We start from the raw sequence: 26,223 nt of genomic DNA, 5'->3' as shown, positions 1-26,223 counted from the left end.
AGAAAGAAGAGTTGAAAATGAGAATTTCCATTTGGGGCGATTACGCATGTCCATACTGCTACATTGGTGAAACTTACTTACAAAGAGCAATTAAGGAATTAGGTGTTGAAGACAAGATTGAGTATGACCTTAATGCTTTCCAGATCGACTTAGATGCACCAAAATCAACTAAGAATACGAATGCTGCTCTTTTAGCCTATGAAAAGGCAATGCCGTTAAGTAAAGCAAACGCAGCTTATGATCACGTTAAAACATTAGGCAAAGCAGCAGGTCTAACAATTAATGAAGCAACTGCTTATAACACTAACACGATGGATGCTCACCGAATGGTTCAATGGGCTAAGGACACTTACCATGATTCTAAATTAACTGCAAATTTAGCTGATGATTTGTTCTATGCATACTTTACTGAAAATAAGGAATTAGCCGATCATAAAGTGCTGCTTGAAATTGCAAAAAAGAACAATTTAGATATAAATGAAGTAAAGAAGTTATTAGAATCAAATGATTACCAAGATGTAGTCATGCAAGAAGAGGCTGACATGCAAAGCCGCGGTATTCGGTCAGTTCCTTACTTTATAATTGCTGGTCAACAATTTGATGGTGTTCAAGATGTTTCAACCTTTAAGACAGCAATTGGAGCAGCTTTAGGGATGAAGCCAGCAGAGTTTTTGAACTTTTAGAAGTTATTTTAAGATCCTACGTTTTTATAGGCGTAGGATCTTTTTTATATGGTGATTTTCTGGTATTATTATAGTTCTGAATAATATCTGTTATATAATTTTGAAAAGGAGATGAAAATGAAAAACAAACTAAATCTTTTTAGCGTTGGACTACCAAGTAATGAAGACTTAAATAACTGGTCCAAAGATCTAATTAGGCAGAGATTAGAAACCACGGCAATAACGTCGTACCTTATACCATTTGTATCTGAAAATTCAAATTATGAATTAAATGAGAATATGGTAGCTCTATATGATTTCCATCAAAGGCCAATTAGAGGAAAATATCAGACAGTAATTTTTGATAAAAAAGATGGTATTATTTTATGCCAGAAAAACAGTCGCCAGTTGATTAATCATTTGTTAAAAGACCAAATGATTTTAGGAGCGGTTTTACAAAAGAAGCTGCAAAAAGAACTTGGCTTTTACTATCGACATACAATTTCTTTAGGAGAGATCGCTTATTTTTCAATGAGAGCTCATTCTGAAAAGCATACTTCCTGGATTGGTTTGCATCATATGCAGACAGTACAACAAGAAGATGGAAAAGTAACTTTTTCTTATCAAGAGAATGGCCATAGTTATAACTTTGAATTTGAAGATTGTGCGCCGCACTTATACAAGCGGTTAGCTGAGGGGATTACTCATAATCATGTTTTAGGACAGATGCTAGTAAAATATGCTAATTCGCATGGCTTTCATTTGAATCTCTGCAAGTGTAGAAAGAATAACTTGGTTGCTAATCAAGAATACTTTTACTTAACTAAAATTCAGAATGCCATGAACTTAACTGAGCTTGCTGAAGAAACAATTGAAGAATTTCACAAAAATTATGGTCGCCATTGTGCTGACTTTTTTGATATCAAGGATTGGCAAGTGCAGGACCATAATCTGATTTACCGATTGTCTAGAAGAATTAAATCAATTTTGTAACACGCTTTTTTGAGCGTGTTTTTTCTTTACCAAAGATTGACAGGATAAAGAGCGAATTTGAGGGAAAGGAGTTAGTGAAGAAAAGATAGAAAGTTAGAGATGGCTAGGCTTTGCACTTATTAGCTCTTGGATTTTGATACGACTTTGTTCTTGATATGATGCTCAATGCACAAGCGCTTGTGACATTACTTAAAGGAATGGTCACATGATTAGAGAAGAAAGTTTTATTAAAGCATGGGAAAATCGTCGTTTAGTTGGTGGAGCAATTAAGGCAGCCGGCGTAAGGCGAGATTATCAAGACTATGCTGATTTGTTTCAAGATGGTGTTTTGATTTATGCAGGGATGATTGAAGAAAGTCCAGGTCAAAATATTGATAAGCTGGCTTTTAAAAAGATTCTTTGGCATACGCTAGATGAATTAAGAAAGATTCAGCGCCGAGAAGAGAAAAATCAAGAAATAGATAACGCAAAAGATTTTTCAAGGCTTGAAGTTGACTGGGATAGCTTAGTTGTTTTGAAGGATGAAGTTAAGAAGTTAAACAAGATTGAGCGACTTTTGTTCTTTGAACATTTGCTGGCGCAAAGAGAGATTTCTGGATTGGTTGAGCGGGCGGGATGCTCCAGAAGAACCTTGCAGAGAGTGAAAAAAGATCTGCTTTTAAAATTACGAAAATCACTGTAAAAATAAGTAAGATCCTCTCTTTAATAAATAACATAATGAGTTTTTAAACGAATTCATATTGATTTTATGGGGGGGGTGCAAGTATACTTATAGGCGTGAAGATGGTTAGATAGCTATTTGGAGCATACTTTTGATTTAATAAAAGTGTTTTTTTATGCTAATTGTGAATTTTCTATGAATTTTCAAATATTTTTTGTATAATGATTTTTAGTATTACTAAAAAAGCAAAAAATAAAAGAGGAATAAAATGGATCATAATAATAGTGATAATCAAATAAAGCATCGCTCACATCATCACCGTCATCATCGACGTAAAAAGTTTTGGCGTATCTTTTGGATTGTATTAGGTGTCTTCCTTGTGGTAGATATCATTGCGGTTATTATCGCTTGGCACAATATCCATGTTGCCACTAACAATATGTATAATCCGATGAGTAACGAGATTAGTGATCGGAAGGTTAGCGACACTCTTAAGGACAAAAAGCCAATGAGCTTGCTTTTGTTGGGAACAGATACAGGTGAATTTGGTCGTTCTTACAAGGGTAGAACTGATACCATTATGATGATGGTTATTAACCCTAAGACTAATAAGACTACAGTTGTTAGCTTACCTCGAGACATGAAGGTTAACTTACCGGATTATCCAGACTATTCACCAGCCAAGATTAATTCAGCTTATACTTATGGTGGTGTAGATGAGACTGCTAAGACGATCAAGAAGTACTTTAATATTCCAACTGATGCTTACGTAATGGTAAACATGGGCGGATTAGAGAAGGCCATTGATCAAGTTGGAGGAGTGACAGTTAAGTCGCCATTAACATTTGATTATGAAGGCTATCATTTTACTAAGGGCGCAACTTATCACATGAATGGGAAGAAAGCTTTGGCATTTAGTAGAATGCGTTATGATGATCCTCGAGGAGATTATGGGCGTCAAGAGAGACAAAGACTCGTAATTATGGCATTATTAAAGAGTTCCATTTCTTACAAGACAGTCGTAAACCAACCTTTCTTGAACTCAATCTCTAAGCAAACCATGACGAATTTAACTTTTGACAATATGGTTGCTTTAGCTCAGAATTATCGTCATGCAACTGATAATGTAACTACTGATTATGCTCATGGACAAGGCGACTGGGAGAATGGCGTTGCCTATGAATCAGTCAGTCATTCAGAGTGTCAAAGAATTAGTAATAAGTTACGTGCTGCCTTAAGGCTTAAGCCGGAAACCTTGAAGACAGGAGAATAGGAAAAAGTGGAAAACAGTACAAATACTGAAAATACAATCGATTTACGTAGATTATGGATGCTCCTTCGAGCACATATTTGGTCAATTATTTTATGGGCAATTGGTTTAGGAGCAGTAGGGTTTATTTTAGCTGCTTTTGTGATTGAACCCAAATATACTTCAACTACTCAAATCTTAGTTAATCAGAAACGTAATCCAGTTGATGCTGGTCAAGCATTGACTGCGCAACAGGCTGATGTACAAGTAATTAATACTTATAAAGATATTGTTACTAGTCCTGTTATTTTGAAAGATGCTTCTAAATGGATCAAGAATCCTACTGAAGTAGTAAAGCCTGCTAAAAAAGCTAAATATCGTACATTAGCTGATGGTACTAAGAAGTTAGTTAGTCCAGCAGAACCAGCAGTAATAAGACGAGCTGGACGTGGATATAATGTCAGTGCAAATGAAATGCAAAAAGCTGTTTCTGTTTCTACGCAACAAAATTCACAAGTATTCACTATTAGTGCCAAAAGTAACGATCCTGAAAAAGCTCAAGCTATTGCTAATGCTGTGGCTCAAACTTTTAAAGGTAAGATTAAAACAATCATGAACGTTAACAATGTTACTATTGTTTCCCCCGCTGCAATTGGTGCAAAAACATTCCCTAAAACTAGTTTATTTACTTTAGCAGGAATTGTACTTGGATTAGTTATCAGTATTGCTTTGATCATTTTACGTGATTCATTTAATACTACAGTAAGAGATGATGATTACTTGACTAAGGAATTGGGCTTAACTAATTTGGGTCATGTGTCTCACTTCCACTTATCTAATAAGTTTAGTATTAACAATGATAATAATTCTGGTAAGAAGAAACGAGTATAGGAGCGTAATAAATGGGATTATTTAATAGACGTAAAAAACGTGGTACTGATGAAACTATGCAGTATGGTGCTAAGTTAATCACTGTAGCAAAACCGCAAAACCCAGTTAGTGAACAGTTTAGAACTGTAAAAACAAATATTGACTTTACAAGTGTCGATCATCAAATTAAGGCCTTGGCCTTTACTTCTGCTAATATTAGTGAAGGTAAATCAACTGTTACAGTTAATACAGCCGTAACTATGGCTCAAGCAGGTAAGAAGGTATTACTAATTGATGCCGATCTTCATAGACCTACACTGCATCAAACTTTTGATATTCCTAACCGAGTAGGGTTAACAACAATTTTGACTTCACATTCTAATGAAGTTGATATGGCTGATATTGTAAAAGAGGATATTATCCCTAATCTTTCAGTTATGCCATCTGGTCCAATTCCGCCTAATCCAGCACAATTATTGGGTTCTAACAGAATGAGAGCATTTTTAAACATGGTCAAAGAACATTATGATTTAGTTGTTTTAGACCTTGCTCCTGTTCTTGAAGTTTCTGATACTCAAATCCTAGCTGGTGAAATGGATGGGGTAGTGCTTGTTGTTCGCCAAGGTGTTACCCAAAAGGCGGGTATTGAACGTGCCTTAGAAATGCTTAAGTTAACTAAAACACATGTTTTAGGGTATGTAATGAATGATGTAAGAACTGGCCCAGATGGTTATGGCTATGGCTACGGTTACGGGTATGGCTACGGTTATAGTCAACAAAAAGATGGAGAATCGAAGTAAGGAAAATGGTATTAGTTGATATTCACTCACATATATTGCCAGGTATTGATGATGGATCACCGGATTTGGATTCATCACTAGGGTTAGCTGAGGCTGCGGTAGCGGATGGAATTACTCATGCATTAATGACACCTCATACTTTAAATGGAAAATACCTAAATCATAAAAAAGATATCATCAAAGAAACTGCTGATTTTCAGAAAGCGTTAGAAGAAAATAACATTCCTTTAACGGTATTTCCCAGTCAAGAAGTTCGTTTAAATGGTAATTTACCTCAAGCCTTGGACGATGATGATATTCTTTTTTGTGATGAAGATGGCAGATATATGTTATTGGAATTTCCAAGTGAAGATGTACCAACTTATGCCAAAGATATAACTTTTAAGTTGCTCGGTCGTGGTATTACGCCAATCATTGTTCATCCTGAAAGAAATTCTGGGATCTTAGCCCATCCTGAAAAATTACAAGAATTTATCGAACAAGGGTGTTTAACGCAAATTACAGCTAGCTCGTATGTGGGAGTATTCGGTAAAGAAATTGAAAAATTAGCTGATAGATTTGTAGAAGCAGGACAAGTAGCAACTTTTGCTTCCGATGCACATACATTGCCAAAACGTGAAAGTCGAATGCGTGACGCTTATGAGAAGTTAGAAAAGACGCAAGGATTGGATGTTGCTAATAGCTTTAAGCAAAATGCGCGAAACATTATTAACTCTGATAATGTTAACTTAAATTGGAGACCATTAAAGAAAAAGAAAAGATTTTGGTTATTTTAAATTTATTGAGGGATAGAGTTTTAAATGATGGCACAAGAGGTTAAGAAAATAAAACTAGATCCGTCAAAAGTCAAGGGACGTTGGGGCTATCGTATTGTAAAACGAGGGTTTGATATTTTAGCTAGCGGAATAGCTCTAATATTATTATCGCCACTTTTTTTAGTGTTAATTATCTTAATTAAAAAAGAAGATGGTGGTCCAGCCTTTTATTCACAAGAACGAATTGGAAAAGATGAGAAGCCTTTCAAAATGTGGAAGTTTCGTTCCATGATTGTCAATGCCGATAAAATGGTAGAACAATTAGAAGAGCAAAATGAAATTGATGGGGCTATGTTCAAAATTAAAGATGACCCTCGTGTAACAAAAATTGGTCATGTGATAAGAAAATATAGCTTAGATGAATTACCTCAGCTTTGGAACGTCTTGAAAGGCGATATGTCTTTGGTTGGTCCTCGTCCACCTCTACCGATGGAAGTAGAGGATTATACTGATTATGATAAATTACGTTTGACTGTTATACCAGGTTGTACTGGCTTGTGGCAAGTAACCAAACGTAATGATGCAGACTTTGATGAAATGGTAGAATTAGACCTTGAGTATATTAATAATAGTAGTTTGTGGTTTGACTTTAAGATTTTATTGAAGACTGTAGGTGTTGTTATTCATCCGAATAGTGCGTATTAAGGAGAAAAGTTAAAAGTATGAAAGTTTGTTTAGTTGGCTCAAGTGGTGGACATTTAACGCATCTTTATATGTTAAAACCTTTTTGGCAGAATAAAGATAGATTTTGGGTTACTTTTGATAAAGAAGATGCAAGAAGTAAACTCAAAGGAGAGAAGATGTATGGGTGTCACTATCCAACCAACCGTAATTTGAAAAACTTGATTCGTAATACTTTTTTAGCAATTAAAGTGCTCCGTAAAGAACGTCCTGATGTAATTATTTCTAGTGGGGCTGCAGTAGCAGTTTCATTTTTTTATATCGGAAAATTAATGGGTGCAAAAACTGTTTACATTGAAGTTTTTGATAGATATGATAAACCAACAATTACAGGAAAACTTGTGTATCCTATAACAGATAAATTTATTGTTGAATGGGAAGAAATGAAGAAAGTTTATCCTAAAGCAATTAATTTAGGAAGTATTTTTTAAAGGTGATAGAATGATTTTTGTTACTGTAGGTACTCATGAGCAACCCTTTAATCGTTTGGTTAAAAAAATAGATAATTTAGTTGCTGAAGGTACAATTAAGGAAAAAGTGGTTATTCAAACTGGTTTTAGTACATATAAACCAGTACATTGCGAAGGTCACAAAATGATGTCTTTTGAAGAGATGCAAAAGACTTTGAAAGATGCTCGTATTGTTATTACACATGGAGGACCTTCAAGCTTTATTGAAGCATTACAATTTGGAAAAGTTCCAATTGTGGTTCCTAGACAAGAAAAATATCATGAGCACGTTAACAATCACCAAGTTGACTTTACTGAATTAATTGAAAAAAGAATGAATAATATAATTCCTGTTTATGATATAGACCAGCTTGCTAATACAATTGAAAACTACGATAAAGTTGTGAAAACTAAAAATGCTGGCGAAAGTAGTAATAATAGCAAATTTAATGAGCAGTTAGAGCGGATTGTAGAAGAGTTGGTTTAGTATGAAAATATTAGAAATATGTACCGTAGATTTTTCGTTAACCGGAATTCCCGTTCATATAAGAAACTACTATAATGAATTAAAGAAGAATAATAAAATTGATATAGTGGCAAAAAGTTTCGATAATAAAATACTGAAGACAATGCCTCTGGAAAATGAAACGGTTCTCTACGAACTTCCGCGAACTAAAAATCCAATTTCATATATTTCTAAATTAAGAAAAATAGTAGCAAAAAATAACTATGATGTTGTACATATTCATGGCAATAGTTCAACTATGGCTTTGGAGTTGCTGGCCTGTAGGAATAGTTCTGCATTAACAATAGTTCATACACATAATACGGAATATAAAGCTAAAATTCTTAACGTCTTATTAAAACCATATCTAATACGACATGCGGATTTATATTTTGCTGCTAGTACTGAAGCGGGAGAAAAATTATATGATAATAGAAAAAAGTTTGTTGTAATAAAAAATGGTATAGATGTTTCAAATTTTGAATTTAATTTAGACGACCGACTATCTGTAAGAAAGAATCTTAATATTACTGATGATAAGATAATTTTAGGACATGTTGGGACCTTTAATGAACAAAAAAATCAGGACTTTTTGTTGAAACTTTCAAAGAGATTAAATCCTAAAAAATATCATTTTGTTTTAATTGGTGATGGCGAAAGAGAAGAATTCATATCTAAGATTGTAAATAAAGAAATGTTTACTGTGTTAAAAACTACTGATGAAATTGGAAAATTTTATTCTGCTTTTGATATGTTTTTATTTCCTTCAAATTGGGAAGGATTAGGAATGGCTGCTGTAGAAGCCCAATATGCGACACTACAAACGATAGTGTCTGATAGAATTCCAAGGACTGTAAAGATTTCAGATAATATTAAGTTTTTACCATTGAAAGTAGATGAATGGGTAAAAGAAATAGAAAAATATTCAAAAGAGAATTTGTTAAATAGTAGAGAAAATAATTTTATATCTTCTGAATATGATATAAAAAGTTGCGCTAAGAATTTAATGGAATTATATGTAAAGGAATATAATGCAAAAAATCAAAAAAATATTTAAATGGTCTTTTAATTATGTAAGGCTCTTACTTCTTAAACTGGAGTATGGAAAAAGAGTAAAATTTGATATTAACGGATCATCTCATCCGCCATACATTGCTTGGAAGGCAAAAATTAATATTGATAAAAGTGCACAGCTTGTTTTAAAAAATGGTGTCTATATAAGTTCGTACTGTCAAATACTCTTGTCAAAAGATGCAAATATTCAAATTAATAATAATGTATATATTGGTGAATTTAGTAGAGTCGTATGTAGGAATAAGATAATTTTTGGCGCAAATACTTTGCTAGCTAATAATGTTTCTGTTTATGATCATGACCATTGTTTTGGTGATTTGCGTAAATCAATTGCTGATCAAGGTTTTATTAGTGGAGATATAAAAATAGGAGATAATTGTTGGTTAGGGACTAATGTAGTAGTGCTAAGAAATACGACAATACCTAAAAATAGCATAGTTGGTGCAAATGCAGTTATTAGTGGATCTAATACAGTTTCAGGTGTATGTGTAGGACTACCAGCGAAATTGAAGAAAAAGCTATAATAGCAATGAAAGGATAAAGATGTATAAAGTCTTAACATTTGGAATGACGGATAATTACGGTGGTGTTGAATCTGTAATTATGAATTATTATAGAAAATTTGATCATAAAAAAATAAAGATGGACTTTTTAGTTACATCTTCATCTGAAATTGCATACTCTTCAGAAATAAAAAAATATAACGGAAAAATTTTTACTATTCCTTCTCGTCATAGTAATCCCATTACTTATTATAAGAATGTAAAAGAATTTTTTAAAACTCATGCTAGAGAATATGATTGTTTTTGGGTTAACATGAATAATCTAGTAAATATAGATTATTTAAAATTAGCAAAAAAATATGGGATAAAAAGAATTATTATACATGCTCATAATACGCAATTGATGGAAACAGGAATCAAAGGAAAAATTAGAGAAGGTATTCATAAATATAATAAAAAACAACTTTTTCGATATGCTACTGATTTTTGGGCATGTTCACAAGATGCTGCCAATTGGTTTTATGATAAAAAAGTTTTATCGAAAGTATGTATCATTAGGAATGCTTTAAGAGAAGATAAGTTTTCGTATAAAGAGTCAAATCGGGCAAAATTAAGAAAGAAGTATAGCCTAGGAAATAAAACCGTTATAGGAAATATAGGAAGATTAAACTATCAAAAAAATCAATCATTTTTATTGGATATTTTTGCGCAGTATCTTGTGTTAGATAAAAGTGCAAAATTACTCCTAATAGGTAAAGGTGAAGAGGAAAAAGCTCTTAAAGACAAAGCAAAAAAATTGAATATAGCGTCTAATGTGATTTTTCTAGGAATGAAAGAAAATGTAATACCATGGTATAGTGTTTTTGATATGTTTGTATTTCCTTCACATTTTGAGGGGCTGGGTTTAGTCTTATTGGAAGCTCAGGCTAACGGAGTTCCAGTATTGGCAACTAAAGACGCGATACCTGCTGATGTAAAGGTTAATGAAAATCTAGAGTTTATAAGTCTGTCAAAATCTGCAAAATATTGGGCAGACAAAATAAAAAAGAATTTAGATAATAATACTAGAATAAAAAATAAAGAAACAATTGTTACAAACTTTCGAAAGTCTAACTATGACATTGATTTAGAAGCAGAAAGAGTAGAAAAATTGTTTCTAAATACAGCAATAAAGTAGGAAAAAATATGAAAATTAAATATATAACACTATATGAATTCATTATTTATATAATAATGTTTTTAAATTTAGGATTTTTGAACTTATTTGGTTCTTTTGAATATACTTCTATGCTTATATCTACTGTACTAGCGATAAGTGTATTTTTTCTGTATGTTTTTCAGCCATTAAAAAATAAAATTCCAAGTAGCTGGTTTCAAATTTATATTATTTTGGTAATTATAATTTTCTTTTTTCACATTTTTCGTTTAAAGAAAATTAATATTTCTTCTATGTCGCTATTATCCGTGATAAATAATTATGAAGGTATATTTTTGTTACTATTAACATTTCCAATATACGAAGTCCTTCAAAGTAATGATACTAAAGTATTCTTTAGAAATTTAGCTATTTTAGGATACTTAGCACTATTTATTAGATTTATAGTGTGGGGAATGTATAACTTTACTGGAGGAAATCCAGCTCCATATTTATTACATGGCTTAGATTGGAGAAGATCAATATTAGGTCATGATTTTATTAGAATTGCAGGAACGTTTCTTGATATATATACCTTTTTATATTCACTAAAAAATTTCTTTTATGGAGTGCGGCATCATGGGCATAAGGTTATGCCATTTTTAGGAACACTATTTCTTTTTTTATATAGTATTTTTGTTAGTCAATATAGAATGGTAAGCTTAGCCTTTTTTATGGTATTTTTCCTATTATTATTTAAAGAAACCTATAAATCTAATAATAGAGTTATTTCAGTACTTTTGTTTGTCGTGTTAGTAGGTATAGGATTAATAATAACGCGGAATCTAATTACCGACTTTATTAGTTCATTTTCTACAACTGCAATAAACGGTAGCTCTACTTCTACTCGATTGAAGGGATTGCCGTTTTTAGAAGCAGAATGGAAAAATATAAATATCTGGACTGGTATTGGTTTCACTAATGATAATATGGAATATATGAATATGACATATTGGCTAAGCGATTATGGATTTTTAGCTAATTTATTTCAATTTGGAATAATTGGAATGGTAGTATATTTAATTCCGTTTATAAATGGATGTTGTCAGAGCATTTTCTTCTTTTTTAAAGAAAAAGGTTTCTACGTAATTGGATTTACTATATATTTATTAGTTACAAGTACTACCTTTAATCCGATGAGGAATCAATATATTACTATTTTACCTTTATATATAGCATTTATGTTAAATCTTTCAGAAAGTTATAGAGAAAAAAATGAGTAATAAAACAATTTCAATAGTTGTACCTGCTTATAATGCAGAAAAAACTATTAAAAGGTGTTTAGACAGTATAATAGAACAAACAATTAGTAATTTTAAAGTATATGTAGTTAATGATGGATCTACAGATAGTACTGCAAAAATCTTAGACAATTATAAAAGCGATAGAAGATTTAACATTATTCATATTTCGAATAGTGGTGTATCGATAGCAAGAAATAAAGCATTAGGATTGGTAGAGACAGATTACGTTACATTTATTGATTCAGATGATTATGTTGATAAAAATTATCTACAAGATCTTATAGGAGGTTTTGTAAATGAAGATATAGACATGGTTGCTACGGATCGTAAATATTTGAATGAAGATTTAGTTTCTCTAGTTACACTTCGCTATGATTTTGGTATTTATAATGCAAGCGATGGTATAAATATATTACTTAATGAAAATGGTCCACAAGGCTATATTACAGGAAAGATTTTTAAAACAGATATTATAAAAGAAAACAATATTATTTTAGATCCTAATATTCATGTTGGAGAAGATTTGATTTTTTGTATTCAATATTTATTAAATGCAAAAAAAATTAATATTATTTCTTCTTTGCAATATAATTATATTCAATACAGTGATAGTTTAAGTCATGCTGCTACGTTATATAATAGACAAAAAAGTTTTAAAGAAGCATATTCTAATTATTTAGAAATGGCTTTAAAATTAAAAAGTATAGTTCCAAATGAATCAAAGTATTATATATGTCAAAGAAATATAAATGCACGAGTGGCACGTATTTGTGAGGATTTTTTACGTACGATGTATTTGAATCAAGATATTATACCAATAGATAAAAATTTGGAAAAAAGGCTTACAAAAATAATGAGTAAATATAGAAAAGATTTTTATAAAAGTGAGTTAATTAGCAAAAAGCAAAAAATTTATTTTTGGCTTTTGCTAAACTTTCCATTATTTATACATGTAAGCGATAAAAAAAGATTTAAATAAAGTGTGGGAAAAATTAATGATTTATTTTTTAAGTGAAAATACTAGTACTGGGACTAATGCTGGAAATAAGGCTCGAATGGACACAGAAGCCATTCTCCAAGAAAAAAACTATTGTTCAATTGAAGGACCAAAAAGTATTAAAAGATTAAAACATGGAAATAAATTATCATTCTTTTTGAAGAATAACAATTTTTTGAGACGTTTAAACAAAATTCCTAAAAACGAGTATATAGTAGTGCAGTATCCATTTTTAGTTTCTTATAGAAATGGAGAAGGATGGTTAGATTGTAGCTTTATATTGGAGCGTCTTGCGAAAAAAAAAAAGTTGATTTTGATAATACATGATATAGATCAACTACGTTTTGATAGGTCTAGAGATAATCTTTCTGATTTTAAATTAGCATCATATATAATTTCTCATAATCAAAAAATGACAAATTATTTGATAAGCAATAAGATAGATAAAAATAAGATTGTTAATTTAGAAATTTTTGATTATTTAATTTCAGCTGAAAATATCTCTAATCATTATGAAGATAATGCATTGTTATGTTATGCAGGAAATTTAAAAAAGTCCAAATTTATTTATAGTTTTCCAACAGAACTTAAAAAGTTAAAAATAAATTTATATGGGAATGGATATACTGGTAGTCAAACTGGATTAGATTATAAAGGAGCGTTTCCTTCCGATAAAATTAGTAGCCTTATAAGAGGTAAATATGGATTGATTTGGGACGGGGAGCGCATTGATACTTGTAGTGGAAATGTAGGAAATTATTTACGTTATAATAATCCTCATAAATTATCAATGTATATTGTGGCAAATATGCCTGTAATAATATGGAGCAAAGCTGCTGAAGCTGAGTTTGTAAAAAAGAATGGAATAGGTATAGTAATAAATTCGTTAAGTGAAATTCCTGAAAAGATTAATGGTGTTTCTAAAGACGACTATTTGAAGATGAATAGTGCTGTAAAGGCTGTAAAATCTAAAATAGAAAATGGAAAATTTTTACTAAATGCTTTAAGCGAAATAGAAAGTAGAATGAAAAATGCATAATTATTTAGTAGTGGGATCAGGCTTATTTGGAGCAATATTTGCTCATGAAGCAGCTAAACGTGGTAATAAAGTTACTGTAATTGAACAAAGAGATCATTTAGCAGGCAATATTTATACTAAAGAAGTTGATGGCATTCAAGTTCATCAATACGGGGCACATATTTTCCATACATCAAATAAAGAAGTCTGGGATTATATACAACAATTTGCTGAATTTAATCGTTATACTAATAGTCCTGTAGCAAATTATTACGGTAAGATGTATAATTTGCCATTTAATATGAATACTTTTAGTGAAATGTGGGGAGTAAGAACTCCACAAGAAGCTATGGATAAAATTAACGAACAACGTCAAGAAATGGCTGGTAAAGAACCACAAAATCTTGAAGAACAAGCAATTTCTTTAATTGGTCGTGATATTTACGAAAAACTAATTAAGGGATATACAGAAAAGCAATGGGGCAGAAAAGCTACAGAATTGCCAGCATTTATTATTAAAAGACTTCCAGTTCGTTTAACTTATGATAATAATTACTTTAATGATGATTATCAAGGAATTCCTAAAGGTGGTTACACCCAAATAGTAGAAAAAATGCTTGATAATGAAAATATTGAAGTTAAGTTAAATACTGATTTTTTTGATAAAAAGGATGAGTATTTAAAGAATTTTGATAAGATTGTCTACACTGGTATGATTGATAAGTTCTTTGATTATAAGTTAGGCGAACTTGAATATCGTTCTCTTCGTTTTGAGACTGAAGAAAAAGATGTAGATAATTATCAAGGTAATGCAGTAATTAACTATACTGATGCAGAGACTCCATATACACGTGTAATTGAACACAAGCATTTTGAATTTGGTAAGGGTGATAAAGACAAGACGATTATCACTCGTGAATATCCTGCTGATTGGAAACGTGGAGATGAACCATATTACCCAGTTAATAATGAAAGAAATAATACTTTGTATAAACAATACAGAGATTTAGCTGAAAAAGAAAACGACAAAGTTATTTTTGGCGGTCGTTTAGGTCAATACAAGTACTATAATATGGATCAAGTAATTGCAGCTGCTTTAGAATCTGTAAAAAATGAATTTGGTGAATAATTTTTATGAAGGTTATTAAAAATTACCTTTACAATGTTGGATATCAAGTATTAGCAATAATTGTACCGTTAATTACATCAGCTTATGTTAGTCGTGTTTTACGTCCAGAAGGTGTTGGTGCAAATTCATTTACTAATTCCATAATTCAATACTTTATTTTATTTGCAAATATGGGAATTGGATATTATGGGAATAGACAAATTGCTTATGTTAGAGAAAATAAAGATCAAATGTCGAAAACTTTTTGGGAAATCCAAATAGTTAAAACAATTATGACTCTTTATGCTTTTGTGGCATTTGAGATTTTTATGATCTTCTATACTCGTCAACCAGAATATATGTGGGCGCAATCTCTTAATTTAATAGCAATCGCTTTTGATATTTCATGGTTTTATGAAGGTATAGAAGATTTCAAAGTTACAGTATTAAAAAATTCATTGGTAAAACTTTTATCAATGATTGCCATTTTTGTCTTTATAAAAGGACCTAATGACGTAACTTTGTACATTATTGTACTTGCTTTATCAACATTAATTGGTAATTTAACGTTATGGCCAAATATAAGACGTGATCTTAACAAGGTGTCCCTAAAATTTTTAAATCCGTGGCAACACTTTTTACCAATGGCGGAATTGTTCATTCCACAAATTGCAACACAAGTATATGTACAACTTAACAAGACCATGTTAGGGGTCATGGCTAATGAAACGGCATCTGGGTATTACCAATATTCAGATAATTTAGTTAAGTTGATTTTGGCGTTGGTTACAGCAACGGGAACAGTTATGTTGCCACATGTTGCTAACGCAGTTGCGCATGGTGATATGAATAAAGTTAATCAAATGCTATATAAATCATTTGACTTTGTTTCTGCTGTTTCTTATCCCATGATGTTTGGATTGGCAGCAATTTCTCTAACATTAGCTCCGAATTACTACGGCCCTGGCTATTATCCTGTAGGCCCGGCTATGATGATTGAATCAATTGTAATTTTGATTATTGCGTGGAGTAATGTGCTAGGGGTTCAGTATTTACTACCGACGCATCATCAAAAACAATTTACAATTTCTGTTACTTTGGGTGCAGTTGTAAATTTATTTTTGAACATACCATTAATTAGACTATGGGGATTGACAGGTGCGATGTGGTCAACTGTTTTCTCGGAAATTTCAGTTACACTATATCAAATGTGGGCAGTTCGCCATATGCTTAATTTTAAGGAATTATTTGCTGATTCGTGGAAATACTTTATTGCCGGTTTAGCAATGTTTATACCTGTTTTTTGGATGAATACCCATTTAAGAAGTTCTTGGTTGATGATGGGGGTAGAAGTTCTAGTTGGAATAGTTATCTATGTTGGACTGTTATTTATCTTACGTGCCAAGATACTTGATGAAGGTAAGGAACTAGTTGGAGAGAAGCTGAAGAAATAGTCTTTAATAAAATTGATAGGATAACAACTTATAGTGTTAAAAAATATAATAAATACGATACACCAAATTTTTAATATAGTTAGTAAAAACTTAAAAAGTATAGGATTTAAGGCTGGACGTTTAACATTTAATAGATTAAAAAATCATAATGAGTATAGTTTTAAGAACAAACAAAAGTTTGAATTGCAACAAAAAAAATATGTAAATTTTTGGATGTATAGAATTTTTATTATGTGGATAGTTCTTTATCTTCTGATTTACTTTATTTTTATTTTACAGGTAATACCCCAAAATTTATTTATACAACGTATTTTAGGAATTATGGTTATAATAATTTTAGCCATAATAATTATTGTTCTTTTGATTATAGAATGTATAGGACACCCGATGATGTCATATATATTTGGAGTTCCATTATTGGCCTTCCTACTGACATATGTGATCTGTAGTTATATAAAACATTCTCAAGTTATACTTTTTGCATATTTTATTGTTTGTTTGATATCGTATAGTTTCTTTATCCTTATACTACCAATAAATATCTTCAGAAAAATAACTCCTCAAATTGTATTTCTTCCAATTATTAGTAGTATAGTAGTTCAATTGATTACTAATTATAGGGATGTAATGCTTAATTACACAATGAGTGGCATAACTGATAAAGTAAGCAATTCTTTTTTTAAAGATAACTTTATGCCTATAAAAAGTAAATCTGATTTTATAAAGTGTTTATATGAAATGTATGTATATTTATTTATTGAAAGAAAAACAAATATATTTTATAATCAATTAGCTGAGCTATGTGGAGGAATTACACTAACATTTTTAATTGGTGGGATTATTGTAACTATAAGAACGCACTACTTAGATTCAAAAGCTGATAAAAAATGGAAAAATATAATTTATTCTTCTAGTGTTAAGTATAATGACTTAATAGAGTGTGCTTATATTGGTGGCAGAAACTATGAGAATTTAATATTAAGTAATGTAGATTTCATAAAAATTATTAAAGACGAGGAAAAAGATATTTTAGAAGAAAAATCATGGAAAGAGAGAATGAAAGATTGGTTTAAATCTATGTTTAAACGTTGACATTTTGAAATAAATCTTTTAAAGTACAGAATTAAGGCTGGTGTCAAGCAATCTTAAATAAGAGATGAACTACAACACTTATTTTACAAACAACCTAAAGTAGGAGATGAAGTGTAACATGACGATGTTATGATTTACCTCTTACTTTTTTGTTTAAAGTTAAAGTCTGTTTTATAAATCCTGTTGATGGATAGTTTTGAATAAAAATCAGGCAACTTGAAAATAGTTGTTTGATTGGTTTTCTTTGATGATATTTTCTTCTAGTCTGATTCTAATTAATAAATGTGAATCCAGCTGTAGACCTGTTGATAGGAAAAGTTAAATCTAACAGCAGCTTCTGAATAATTTTTATCATGATTAAGACAGTATTAAATAATTTGAATTCTTTCTTGCTGGGGTGTCGTTCATCTTACTTTTAGTTATATAAGTCTCCAGATGTGGAATATAATCCCAATTTCTATATGACTATTATACTTGGAAATCCATTTTCTTACTGTGGCAACGCTTTAATGCCATATTTATTAGCTAAAGAAGCTAATGATGTTTTACCAGTTAAATATTCTTGAACAATCTTTTCTTTAAGTTCTTTAGAGTAATTATTGTTATGTCGAGCATGACTTAAGAAAGAAGCTTGATTGCTTTGATAATGTTGTTATCGGTAACAAAATGGTCTTGGGTATGTTAAGTTGTTAATTAGTTATTTCAACAGAGCTCATATTGCCATTTAAATATTATTCAACTGTCTCTTTCTTTTGTAGAGAATTTTTGGAAAACATTGAATTAAAGTGTAAAAAGATGTAGAGTTATATTGCCGAATCATTAAAAGGCTCTAAGAGCCTGAATAACTGTGATCTGCTTATTATAGAGGACAGTTTTAGATTAGGAATTAGACAACTAGAAATAGTTGCTTAATTCCTTTTCTTTTACGATAATTTTGTTTATTTATTAATTTTAATAGATTAATCAGGAGAAGATCATGCAAATTCTGAATTTTATATTGAGTATTATAGAAGATACTGCTTCTAGTATTTTCTCTAATTTTATATTAAAACGAATTAGAAAGAATAAAAAAGATAATAAAGAAGAATGTAAAAAATCTGTAGATGAGAAAAAGTATAAAACTGATTTTGCAAAAAGAATCGATCAGTTAATGTTTTTAATTAATCAAGAGAAATATTATGGTTTTGAAGAATTAAATCTTAGCAAACTAGCTGAATATTTAAATTTAGAATCTGTAGAAATATTAAAGCAATATTATAAAGAATCAAGAGAACCGACGTTTCAATTTATTGATTCAGTAGCTGAAAAATTAGGCGTTAATCACAATTGGTTAAAAAATGGAGAGGGCGAGCCCTTTTTATCAACGCATTATCATTTGCCGGAATATAATAATATTTCAAGAAATGACAGATTTATATTTGCGTTTAGGAATTCTCAAGATAAAGAATTTATTTTTGTTAAATATTATTTAGACGAAAGTAAACGCTATAAATATATCACTTATATAAAGAGTGTACCTTTTAATAATGAAATAGGCTATGGGGGATTATCCGTTCTTAAAGATGCCTTTAAAATTTTAAAGAAAATAAATTCGTATAATCCTAGTGATCTTGAAATGATATGTAAGCTTTCGAATGATGAATACGAAAATTTGAGGTTGGGTAAGATATATCCCGGTAAAGTACTTAATTATAAAGTTAGTCCTGCAACATTTTTACTTGATGATTTTATAGATCCAACAGGTGTGACAGATGATGACTTTATAGAATTTTACGGATCTGAAATTTTTAAATTAAGAAATAAGTTGTATAAGTATATGAAAAGATAGCTAATTAAAAAAATAAAATATATTTTAAAAAGGGGAAAAACTTGTATGAATATTAGGCGTTTAGTAGATTGGCATTCAAAGAATAGTATGATTTCGACTATTATAGCTACAACAGTTACATTTGGTATATTGAACTTGATGTTAGTAGGTGAGTTTAAACTCAAAGCAGATATTATAAATTCAATTCTATTAATTATAATAATAATTTCAATATTTTTTCTTATTTTAATAATTTTATCTATGTCGACTATTGTTGATCGTTTACGTATACTTTCAAATGATTTTCCTTTAGAATTTCTACAAATAATTAATATATTATTGATTTTGATTTTTTCGTAAATTGCAATAATAAATTGAACACTTTTGGTTAAGCTATTTGATAGATTAGATCTAATTCTCTTTCAAAGATTTCATCTGGTGTATGATAGGCCAGTATCATTCTTGGCAAAGAATTGCACCAGGTTTCAATATCAATGATGTCTTGTAAAGAATAGTTAGCTATTGCTTCTCCTTTAGGAATGAATCTGCGAATAAGACCATTGTGTCTTTCAACTGTTCCCTTATCACAAGAAGTGTAAGGATGGGCATAGTAAACCAGTGTATTGGAGGCTTCTTCTAGGTTGGAAAGATCCGCAAATTCTGAACCATTATCAGTGGTAATAGTTTTAAAAATATTATTCCAGTGTTCACTGTATTGTCTTTGGAGTTCTTTAAAGGCTTGCATGACACTGATAGAAGTCTTGTCGGGAATACGAATAATTAAGAATTCACGACTCATGCGCTCAGATAAGGTTAACAGCACTTCATCATCTTTAGTCTTATGTCCAAGAACCAAATCGCATTCCCAATGACCGAATTCATTACGTTCACTAATTTCTTTTGGACGTTCTTCAATACTTCTGCCAAGCTTTTTCTTGTTTTTGCGCACACGATGAAGCTTGGTATTGCGTTTAAGCTTCTCAGGCAAGTCGTAATTATAAATGCCTAATAAGCCCTTATCAACGTAATTATAAAGAGTTTTGGTGCAGACAACATCGCTGCTAGAGAATTCGCCAGCAGCAGTGGCACGATTACTGCAAACATCAAGCGACCAACCATCTTTAAAGAAATGTTTGTGGACATAGTGAATAAATTGAGTTTTCTTGAGAAAGTCTGATTTGCGCCCACAATTTTTACGATGAGCTTGATATACATCATGTCCTTGAGTAGCCTTGTATCTTTTGACTTTACCATGATACAGTTTTACAGTGCCACGTTTAAACTCATAACTGATAGTAGAAGGAGAACAGTTGAGTTCACGAGCAATTGCACGCAAAGAGCAGCCATCTTTCAAACGCAATTGAATAATAACTCGTTCTTCGAATGATAAATGCTTTCCTTTAACGTGCTGGTTCATGGTAGAATGTAAAGAGTCCATTTTGACCTCCAATAGAAAGTTTTTGTGGTTATTAACATTCTATCAAACAGGTCCGAATGGACTTTTTATTTTTCTAAAGTGTTCAATTTGATTTTACAATCAACGTTTTTAAAATAATCGGAAAAAACAATATTTTGATCTTCAATATTAAGAGAAAATTTAATATAGTCGTTAAAAGAGGACATAGCACAAACTCCTAGTAAACTTAATTGAATTGGTCGAAGAAGGACTTTAAGTTAAGAGAGGCTATGGTCTCTTTTTCTTTATGCAATAAAAAATCCTGTCAGTAGAATCTTATACATGTTCATCAATAGGAAAAAACTATAGAGTAAAGAAATTTTATATTTTCTGAAGGGAGGTATTATATGTACTTGACCAAAGGGCTTAAGGTGGTAATAATCTCTTTCCTTGAAATTTTGATAATAATTATGTTCTTATATGGCCTAAACTAATTTGAATATATAGTTATATAGATACAATAAACTGTTTAATGAAAAACACGAATCTTATATTTTGCGGAAAAACGTATGTGTGATGGAAAGATAAAGGATAAACAGTTAGAATAAAGCATAATACAACTTGGTTTATACTAATATATGTCAAATGGAAGATTTTTGTTAAATTGTAAAAAATATTTAGTAATACTTTTGAAAGTTAATTAAAAAATTGATTGAATTGATTTAATTTATTTTATGTGTAAATATATCTGTAATAAATAATTATTGTGATATGTTAGCTAGTAAGAGGATCTTAAATTGAAAAAGAAAACAATATATCGTGTTAAATTTAATAATAAATATTTCTGGTTTAAAACAACAGCTGGTAGTGTCAAATTAGGCTTAAAAAGACAACTAACTACTGCAAAGGCTCAAAATACTAAGCATGAAAAATTAACTCAAGTTAAAGATCTGATTTTACGAGAAAAAATCAATAGTAATAATATTGATGATTATAGCTTAATTAGTGAAAATAACGACAAATATGAACAAGCAAAATATATTATTAAAGATATTACTACCATTAATCCAAGACAGGTGCTAGGTCAAAAAATTACAATGGTAAAAGAGTATGCATATAGATTAGTTTTTATGTACTTAGATGAAACGTTAGACTTTTCAATTTTATATAAAAGTTTACAGTGCTTTTTAGATTTTATGAAACGTTATTCAAATATTGACTTTGGATTTCCTGAAAATATTTCGATGTTTTACGATAAAGAAATTTATAATTGCTTTATCAAGGATAGAAGGATTGAAGATTTATTTATAAAAATATTGAAACAAAATAAATTAAATAAGTTTAGAAGTGAAAATTTACCAGATATAGTTTTGAATAATTATAATGAAGCGTATAAAAAATTGTCTAATAATTATCTACAAGTGTTAGATAAAACTTGGTATATGGATGAAAGAAATGATGTAAAAGGACTTATATGGCATTTTACAGATATTAATAATATGGCAAATATTTTGTCTTATTTAAGAATTGAATCTAAAAATTATTCTAAGCAGGATAAATTGGCAATTAATGATAATGCCTCATCAAAAGTAAATGAAACACTGACCAAGAGTTGGGTTCATGATTATGCTAGGTTTTATTTTAGACCCAAAACTCCGACTCAATATCGAAATGAGGGAATATTTGGAAGAAATGGTCATTTAAATCGAAGGCTAGAGAACAACGTGGGAGAAATATGGGAAAAAAAGCCAGCTCATTTACCAATTCCAATATTTATAACATTTAGTTTTAAAAAGCAGCTATTTTTGGGAGGGCATGTTACTAAAAAAAGTTTAGCTGGGAAAAGTGTTTCTGATAATCCATTAGATGAATTTGATGATAATCTTACTTTATTTAAAGAAAAAATCTGTCAAATATATGATAAATATTCGCCAAATAATATAAAGCAGACGGAATTTGTGGTAAAAAATTATATGTCATTTATTCCAGATGATATAGTGAATATTTTTGTTCGAACAGAAATAGAGAAGTTAGCATTATTAACGATGCTTGCAGAGCATAATGCAAAATATTTTGATAAAAAAGATCAACATAAAAAAATAGATATTAAAAATTATGTTGACAAAATAATTGTAAATCCAACTATTTTTTTAATGATGCTGGAAAATTAGAATCAATAGATAAAACTCCTAATATAATGGAAATGTATCCAAAGTCTATTTCAAGTGAAATTCTAAAAGAGGATATAAAGGTTATTAATAAACCATTTATGTATATAAAAAGATATAAAGATAAAATTTTTCGAGTGTATAATTCTGAATTAAGAAGGATAATTTTTAAAGTAATAGATATAAATGGTGAGCAAAAAACGGTAGGAGTTTTTCATCAACCAGATTGGATATTAGCTACAGCTAAATGGACTAATAAAAAGTATAAGAAGATTAGTAAATATTATTCAAAATTGTATTATAATCATGAATATTTCGATGTATATAGAAATGTTAATGAAGAAAAGTGGTATCTTACTTCTAATAATATGCCGTTGAATTTAAAACCCGAAGAAAAGGAAATACTTAAGAAAGTAGAAGAAAATGCAACAATTGAATTAAAAAAAGAAGATGAAAAACAATGATAATTTATACAAATAAAAATTTGTTTTTATCACCAGCTCAAACTCTTGTAAATACAGTAAATACAGTGGGAGTAATGGGAAAAGGAATTGCAAAAGACTTTAAAAAATTTTATCCACAAATGTTTAAGCGTTATAAATATTTATGTGATAAAGGAAAATTTCAACCCGGACAGTTAATGTTGAGTAAAGAAGAGCCAGAGATATATCGAAAAAAAAATACCGGTAATATTCGAAAAAGATGGGTTTTAAATTTTCCTACTAAAAAGCATTGGCGTAATAAATCGAAAATTGAATATATTGAAATAGGGTTAAAAAAATTTGTTGAGGAATATAAGAATAGAAATATTGAATCGATTTCTTTTCCACAATTAGGTACAGGAAATGGTGGTTTAAAATGGGAAGAAGTTAAAGAAATTATGGAATATTATTTATCTGAAATTGATATTCCTGTATATATTCATATTTATCAACCAAATTACTCTTCTTATACCGATAAAGAAGTAGAAAAAAATTTAAATACAGATCATGATATATGGAAAACAAACATATTTTTAAAAAGAGATGATATTAATTTAAATAATAGTATAAATGTTGATGGAATAATCTTACCAGGATCGGAAGTTTATAGAAAAAATATTAAGTTTGAATCTGTAAAATACTTGTCAGTAGTCGGAGATGAAGAATCAGAATTAATTTGGTTGCAAGAAAATACTAGAGAAATTGAGGAAAGAATTGTAGAACAGCTTAGTATATTTAATATATAATCGATGCTGTGATCAAGAATTCGGTAGAGCCAATATAATTTTAAGTAGGGGATGAATTATAACATAATGATGTCGTGGTTCCTCCTCTTACTTTTCTTTTATGATATTTTCTTCTAGTCTGATTCTAATTAATAGATGGCTAAAACTGCTATAGCCATAAGTATAGTACGCTAGTATAATTACGTTTAAAAGTTAATACTGTCTGATGCATTTGTTTACCGACAGCTTGTTTTGAATGAAGTAAATGAATAATCTTTTTTTCATCTTTGTTTTGAATAGCAGCCATAAAGTCCTGCATAACTCAATATGTGTTTTCAAGCTTTTCATTGCAGTCTAAGCCATCTAAAACAACGTGCTCTTGAATGAGATAGTCTTTGAAATGCTAGTCATAATAAAGCGCTTTCTTATTGAGCTTGTCATACTTCATGAGATAAAGTTTCCAGGTAGATTTTAATAGCTTATTATTCACGGCTTTGCTTCTTAAAAAGTTTCATAGTCTGATCTCGTAAGCTATTAAAAGATCTGGTAAGCATCTGAACTATGTGAAAACGATCGATGACAATCTGGGCATTGGGAAATAACTCTCTAGCCACGATTAGATAATAGCAGTTAAGATTCATGGTGAACTGTTTTGACCATAGCACGAGCCTGCGGAGTAAACTTGTAGAAGTAGTGTAGAATTTCAGGTTTAAAACGTGTTCTAAGGATCTGGACTACTTGATGAGAATTGCCGTCTAGACAGATAAAGTGCAGCTTCTTGCCAACGCCCTTAAATTCGTCAAAAGCCAAATGTTTAGCAAGCGATCAAACTCATCGTAAAACTTAGAAGAGCAAGATTCTAAAACTCTCTGAACAGTATTGACTGAGACATTTTGCTCACGAGCAATACTTGTCATCGAACGATCTTCAGTAAGAACAGCTAAGACTTTACGCTTAGAACTATTAGAGATGTGGCACTATTTATTAACAAGGTTAGATTGAGCCATAGATCTTTTACGGCAGTTATTGCAGAGAACACGTTGCTTTTTGAGTCTAATAGATACTGGATGACTAGCATCGGCAGTAATAAAGCGTACATTAGAAGTATAGTGATCATTATGTTTAAGATTATGGGAATGGCAATAAGGACAAGAAGACTGAATAATCTCAGCTAAGTAGACCTTATGAAATTTACCATCAATAAACTTTTTAAAATAATCAGAAAAAGCAATGTTTTGATCTTCAATATCAAGAGAAAATTTAATATAATCGTTAAGAGAGGCTATGGCCTCTTTTTCTTTATGCAATAAAAAAATCCTGTCGATAGAATATCATAGATATCAATCAACAGGAAAAAGTATAGAATCAACTAAAATCAATAAGATTCTAGTTCTCTTTGATATGCATATAAGATAGAGAGTCTTTTTTTTAAACCGTAAGTATGAAAAAAAGAAATCCCTAGACATAAAATGAAAAAAGAAATTAGAATTGAAAAAAGTCTACTTGGTTGTGTAAAGAAAAGCAATATGTTTTCAATCTCTTTAAACATGGTTGTGTTCATCATATCTTCAAAAAAGATACCTTTTTGTTTAGAAGAAGATAACTCAAATATATTTTGAAAGCAGGCGGAAAATAAAAATGCGGATGATGAAATGTATAGAGAAAGAATAGAAAGGATAAATGTAAGAATTGCATTTATAAGTGATAATCTCCTGTTACTATTAATTTTGAACTGTAATTCGTTAATCAAAGAATCAATCTGATTTGAATTAAGTTTTAAAAGATTTAATTTCTTTTTTAATTCATCGGGATTTTTAAGTCTGAATGAATACTTACTTTTATAAATTATATTTTTTAAAGATAAATCTTGTTTTAACACTTTATACTCCAATAATAATTTTAATCATAGTATATAATTATTATATACTATGATTAAAAATAAAAGCTGAATTGATTAATTAAATATAATAATTATATAAATTAAAAGTTAGGCAAGTCATGAACACTAAAAATGATATTTTAAATTCTTGGATTTTAATGGAGCAATTAGCTGAAGGAAATGTCAATACAATATAGAAGAGATAAGAATGCAGCAAAACGATTTGACTCAAGCGAAAGTATTAAATATGGCTATTATCAATATTTTTGTTGGTGTATTAAGCGAAAGTTTAAAGATAAAAAACTTGATAATCCAGGAATTATTTTTTATTTAAATACATTTCGTTGATTGTAAAATCAAATTGAACACTTTAGAAAAATAAAAAGTCCATTCGGA

Annotated in this window: 26 protein-coding genes and 2 pseudogenes; 24 read left to right on the top strand and 4 right to left on the bottom strand. The window is 30.1% G+C overall.

The annotated features are described in order from the left end of the window. Window positions 1-17 precede the first annotated feature (17 nt). From LpgJCM5343_RS05805 to LpgJCM5343_RS05715, 19 genes are all read left to right on the top strand, one after another. Window positions 18-683, top strand: coding sequence for a DsbA family oxidoreductase (locus LpgJCM5343_RS05805; protein ID WP_113532442.1), 666 nt, complete (start codon window positions 18-20; stop codon window positions 681-683). A 117-nt stretch (window positions 684-800) separates the two neighbouring features. Continuing rightward, a complete protein-coding gene (locus tag LpgJCM5343_RS05800) occupies window positions 801-1,655 on the top strand; it encodes a hypothetical protein (protein ID WP_113532441.1) in 855 nt (284 codons plus the stop codon). Window positions 1,656-1,860: 205 nt separating this feature from the next. Continuing rightward, window positions 1,861-2,337 (top strand): sigma-70 family RNA polymerase sigma factor, encoded by a 477-nt coding sequence (locus LpgJCM5343_RS05795; RefSeq protein WP_113532440.1) that lies wholly within the window; start codon window positions 1,861-1,863, stop codon window positions 2,335-2,337. A gap of 247 nt (window positions 2,338-2,584) precedes the next feature. Next, window positions 2,585-3,589, top strand: coding sequence for an LCP family glycopolymer transferase (locus tag LpgJCM5343_RS05790; RefSeq protein ID WP_113532439.1), 1,005 nt, complete (start codon window positions 2,585-2,587; stop codon window positions 3,587-3,589). A 6-nt stretch (window positions 3,590-3,595) separates the two neighbouring features. Beyond that, on the top strand, window positions 3,596-4,456 hold the full coding sequence (locus LpgJCM5343_RS05785; RefSeq protein WP_113532438.1) for a YveK family protein: 861 nt from the start codon (window positions 3,596-3,598) through the stop codon (window positions 4,454-4,456). Between the two features lie 11 nt (window positions 4,457-4,467). Further along, complete coding sequence (locus LpgJCM5343_RS05780; RefSeq protein ID WP_100733175.1) at window positions 4,468-5,235, top strand: CpsD/CapB family tyrosine-protein kinase; 768 nt, start codon at window positions 4,468-4,470, stop codon at window positions 5,233-5,235. A 5-nt stretch (window positions 5,236-5,240) separates the two neighbouring features. Then, window positions 5,241-6,011, top strand: a complete 771-nt coding sequence (locus tag LpgJCM5343_RS05775; RefSeq protein ID WP_113532437.1) for a tyrosine-protein phosphatase — start codon at window positions 5,241-5,243, stop codon at window positions 6,009-6,011. Window positions 6,012-6,035: 24 nt separating this feature from the next. Beyond that, window positions 6,036-6,695, top strand: a complete 660-nt coding sequence (locus tag LpgJCM5343_RS05770) for a sugar transferase (RefSeq protein WP_113532436.1) — start codon at window positions 6,036-6,038, stop codon at window positions 6,693-6,695. Between the two features lie 17 nt (window positions 6,696-6,712). Next, entirely contained in the window at window positions 6,713-7,162 is a 450-nt protein-coding gene (gene pssD / locus LpgJCM5343_RS05765) for a PssD/Cps14F family polysaccharide biosynthesis glycosyltransferase (RefSeq protein ID WP_113532435.1), read from the top strand. 10 nt (window positions 7,163-7,172) lie between these two features. Then, window positions 7,173-7,667 carry a glycosyltransferase gene (locus LpgJCM5343_RS05760; RefSeq protein ID WP_113532434.1) on the top strand — a complete coding sequence of 165 codons (495 nt, stop codon included), beginning with the start codon at window positions 7,173-7,175 and terminating at the stop codon, window positions 7,665-7,667. Window position 7,668: 1 nt separating this feature from the next. Beyond that, window positions 7,669-8,742, top strand: a complete 1,074-nt coding sequence (locus LpgJCM5343_RS05755; protein ID WP_113532433.1) for a glycosyltransferase — start codon at window positions 7,669-7,671, stop codon at window positions 8,740-8,742. Continuing rightward, window positions 8,717-9,283: an acyltransferase gene (locus LpgJCM5343_RS05750; RefSeq protein WP_113532432.1), complete on the top strand. Its 567-nt coding sequence runs from the start codon at window positions 8,717-8,719 to the stop codon at window positions 9,281-9,283. Before LpgJCM5343_RS05755 ends, LpgJCM5343_RS05750 begins: the two co-directional genes overlap by 26 nt. Before the next feature lie 19 nt (window positions 9,284-9,302). Next, window positions 9,303-10,439 carry a glycosyltransferase gene (locus LpgJCM5343_RS05745; RefSeq protein ID WP_113532431.1) on the top strand — a complete coding sequence of 379 codons (1,137 nt, stop codon included), beginning with the start codon at window positions 9,303-9,305 and terminating at the stop codon, window positions 10,437-10,439. Window positions 10,440-10,447: 8 nt separating this feature from the next. Beyond that, window positions 10,448-11,680, top strand: a complete 1,233-nt coding sequence (locus tag LpgJCM5343_RS05740) for a hypothetical protein (protein WP_113532430.1) — start codon at window positions 10,448-10,450, stop codon at window positions 11,678-11,680. After that, complete coding sequence (locus LpgJCM5343_RS05735; protein ID WP_113532429.1) at window positions 11,673-12,680, top strand: glycosyltransferase family 2 protein; 1,008 nt, start codon at window positions 11,673-11,675, stop codon at window positions 12,678-12,680. The genes LpgJCM5343_RS05740 and LpgJCM5343_RS05735 overlap by 8 nt, the downstream gene beginning before the upstream one ends. Window positions 12,681-12,696: 16 nt before the next feature. Beyond that, window positions 12,697-13,737: a glycosyltransferase gene (locus tag LpgJCM5343_RS05730; protein WP_123812587.1), complete on the top strand. Its 1,041-nt coding sequence runs from the start codon at window positions 12,697-12,699 to the stop codon at window positions 13,735-13,737. Next, window positions 13,730-14,845, top strand: a complete 1,116-nt coding sequence (gene glf, locus LpgJCM5343_RS05725) for a UDP-galactopyranose mutase (protein WP_113532426.1) — start codon at window positions 13,730-13,732, stop codon at window positions 14,843-14,845. The genes LpgJCM5343_RS05730 and glf overlap by 8 nt, the downstream gene beginning before the upstream one ends. 5 nt (window positions 14,846-14,850) lie before the next feature. After that, the gene (locus tag LpgJCM5343_RS05720; RefSeq protein ID WP_113576147.1) at window positions 14,851-16,278 is read left to right on the top strand and encodes a flippase; all 1,428 of its coding nucleotides are present in this window, start codon (window positions 14,851-14,853) and stop codon (window positions 16,276-16,278) included. A 33-nt stretch (window positions 16,279-16,311) separates the two neighbouring features. Then, window positions 16,312-17,370 (top strand): hypothetical protein, encoded by a 1,059-nt coding sequence (locus tag LpgJCM5343_RS05715; protein ID WP_113532424.1) that lies wholly within the window; start codon window positions 16,312-16,314, stop codon window positions 17,368-17,370. Window positions 17,371-17,645: 275 nt separating this feature from the next. Here LpgJCM5343_RS05715 and LpgJCM5343_RS09705 read toward each other — a convergent pair. After that, window positions 17,646-17,696: pseudogene (locus tag LpgJCM5343_RS09705) on the bottom strand (hypothetical protein); the annotation flags it as partial. A 111-nt stretch (window positions 17,697-17,807) separates the two neighbouring features. Here LpgJCM5343_RS09705 and LpgJCM5343_RS09675 point away from each other — a divergent pair. Together LpgJCM5343_RS09675 and LpgJCM5343_RS05705 are read left to right on the top strand one after the other, a co-directional pair. Beyond that, entirely contained in the window at window positions 17,808-17,936 is a 129-nt protein-coding gene (locus LpgJCM5343_RS09675; RefSeq protein ID WP_276527447.1) for a hypothetical protein, read from the top strand. Window positions 17,937-18,346: 410 nt separating this feature from the next. Then, window positions 18,347-19,198: a hypothetical protein gene (locus LpgJCM5343_RS05705; protein ID WP_113532423.1), complete on the top strand. Its 852-nt coding sequence runs from the start codon at window positions 18,347-18,349 to the stop codon at window positions 19,196-19,198. A gap of 367 nt (window positions 19,199-19,565) precedes the next feature. Here LpgJCM5343_RS05705 and LpgJCM5343_RS05695 read toward each other — a convergent pair whose 3' ends face one another. Beyond that, window positions 19,566-20,615, bottom strand: coding sequence for an IS30 family transposase (locus tag LpgJCM5343_RS05695; protein ID WP_113532421.1), 1,050 nt, complete (start codon window positions 20,613-20,615; stop codon window positions 19,566-19,568). A gap of 755 nt (window positions 20,616-21,370) precedes the next feature. On the opposite strand from LpgJCM5343_RS05695, the gene LpgJCM5343_RS05690 reads away from it, so the two are divergent. From LpgJCM5343_RS05690 to LpgJCM5343_RS05680, 3 genes are read left to right on the top strand one after another with little or no spacing between them, the layout of a single operon-like run. Beyond that, on the top strand, window positions 21,371-22,744 hold the full coding sequence (locus tag LpgJCM5343_RS05690; protein ID WP_113532420.1) for a DarT ssDNA thymidine ADP-ribosyltransferase family protein: 1,374 nt from the start codon (window positions 21,371-21,373) through the stop codon (window positions 22,742-22,744). A 26-nt stretch (window positions 22,745-22,770) separates the two neighbouring features. Continuing rightward, window positions 22,771-23,205 (top strand): hypothetical protein, encoded by a 435-nt coding sequence (locus LpgJCM5343_RS05685; protein ID WP_113532419.1) that lies wholly within the window; start codon window positions 22,771-22,773, stop codon window positions 23,203-23,205. Further along, window positions 23,202-23,969, top strand: coding sequence for a macro domain-containing protein (locus LpgJCM5343_RS05680; RefSeq protein ID WP_113532418.1), 768 nt, complete (start codon window positions 23,202-23,204; stop codon window positions 23,967-23,969). The genes LpgJCM5343_RS05685 and LpgJCM5343_RS05680 overlap by 4 nt, the downstream gene beginning before the upstream one ends. A gap of 87 nt (window positions 23,970-24,056) precedes the next feature. Here the strand turns inward: LpgJCM5343_RS05680 and LpgJCM5343_RS05675 are convergent. Both LpgJCM5343_RS05675 and LpgJCM5343_RS05670 read right to left on the bottom strand, forming a co-directional pair. After that, window positions 24,057-25,234: pseudogene (locus tag LpgJCM5343_RS05675) on the bottom strand (ISL3 family transposase). 89 nt (window positions 25,235-25,323) lie between these two features. Continuing rightward, window positions 25,324-25,827, bottom strand: coding sequence for a hypothetical protein (locus tag LpgJCM5343_RS05670; protein ID WP_020807953.1), 504 nt, complete (start codon window positions 25,825-25,827; stop codon window positions 25,324-25,326). Between the last annotated feature and the right edge of the window lie 396 nt (window positions 25,828-26,223).

The organism is Lactobacillus paragasseri, assembly GCF_003584685.1.
GTDB classification, from domain to species: Bacteria; Bacillota; Bacilli; order Lactobacillales; family Lactobacillaceae; genus Lactobacillus; species Lactobacillus paragasseri.
Note: the sequence above shows the minus strand (reverse complement) of the source record. Positions and strands in the feature narration are given on the sequence as shown.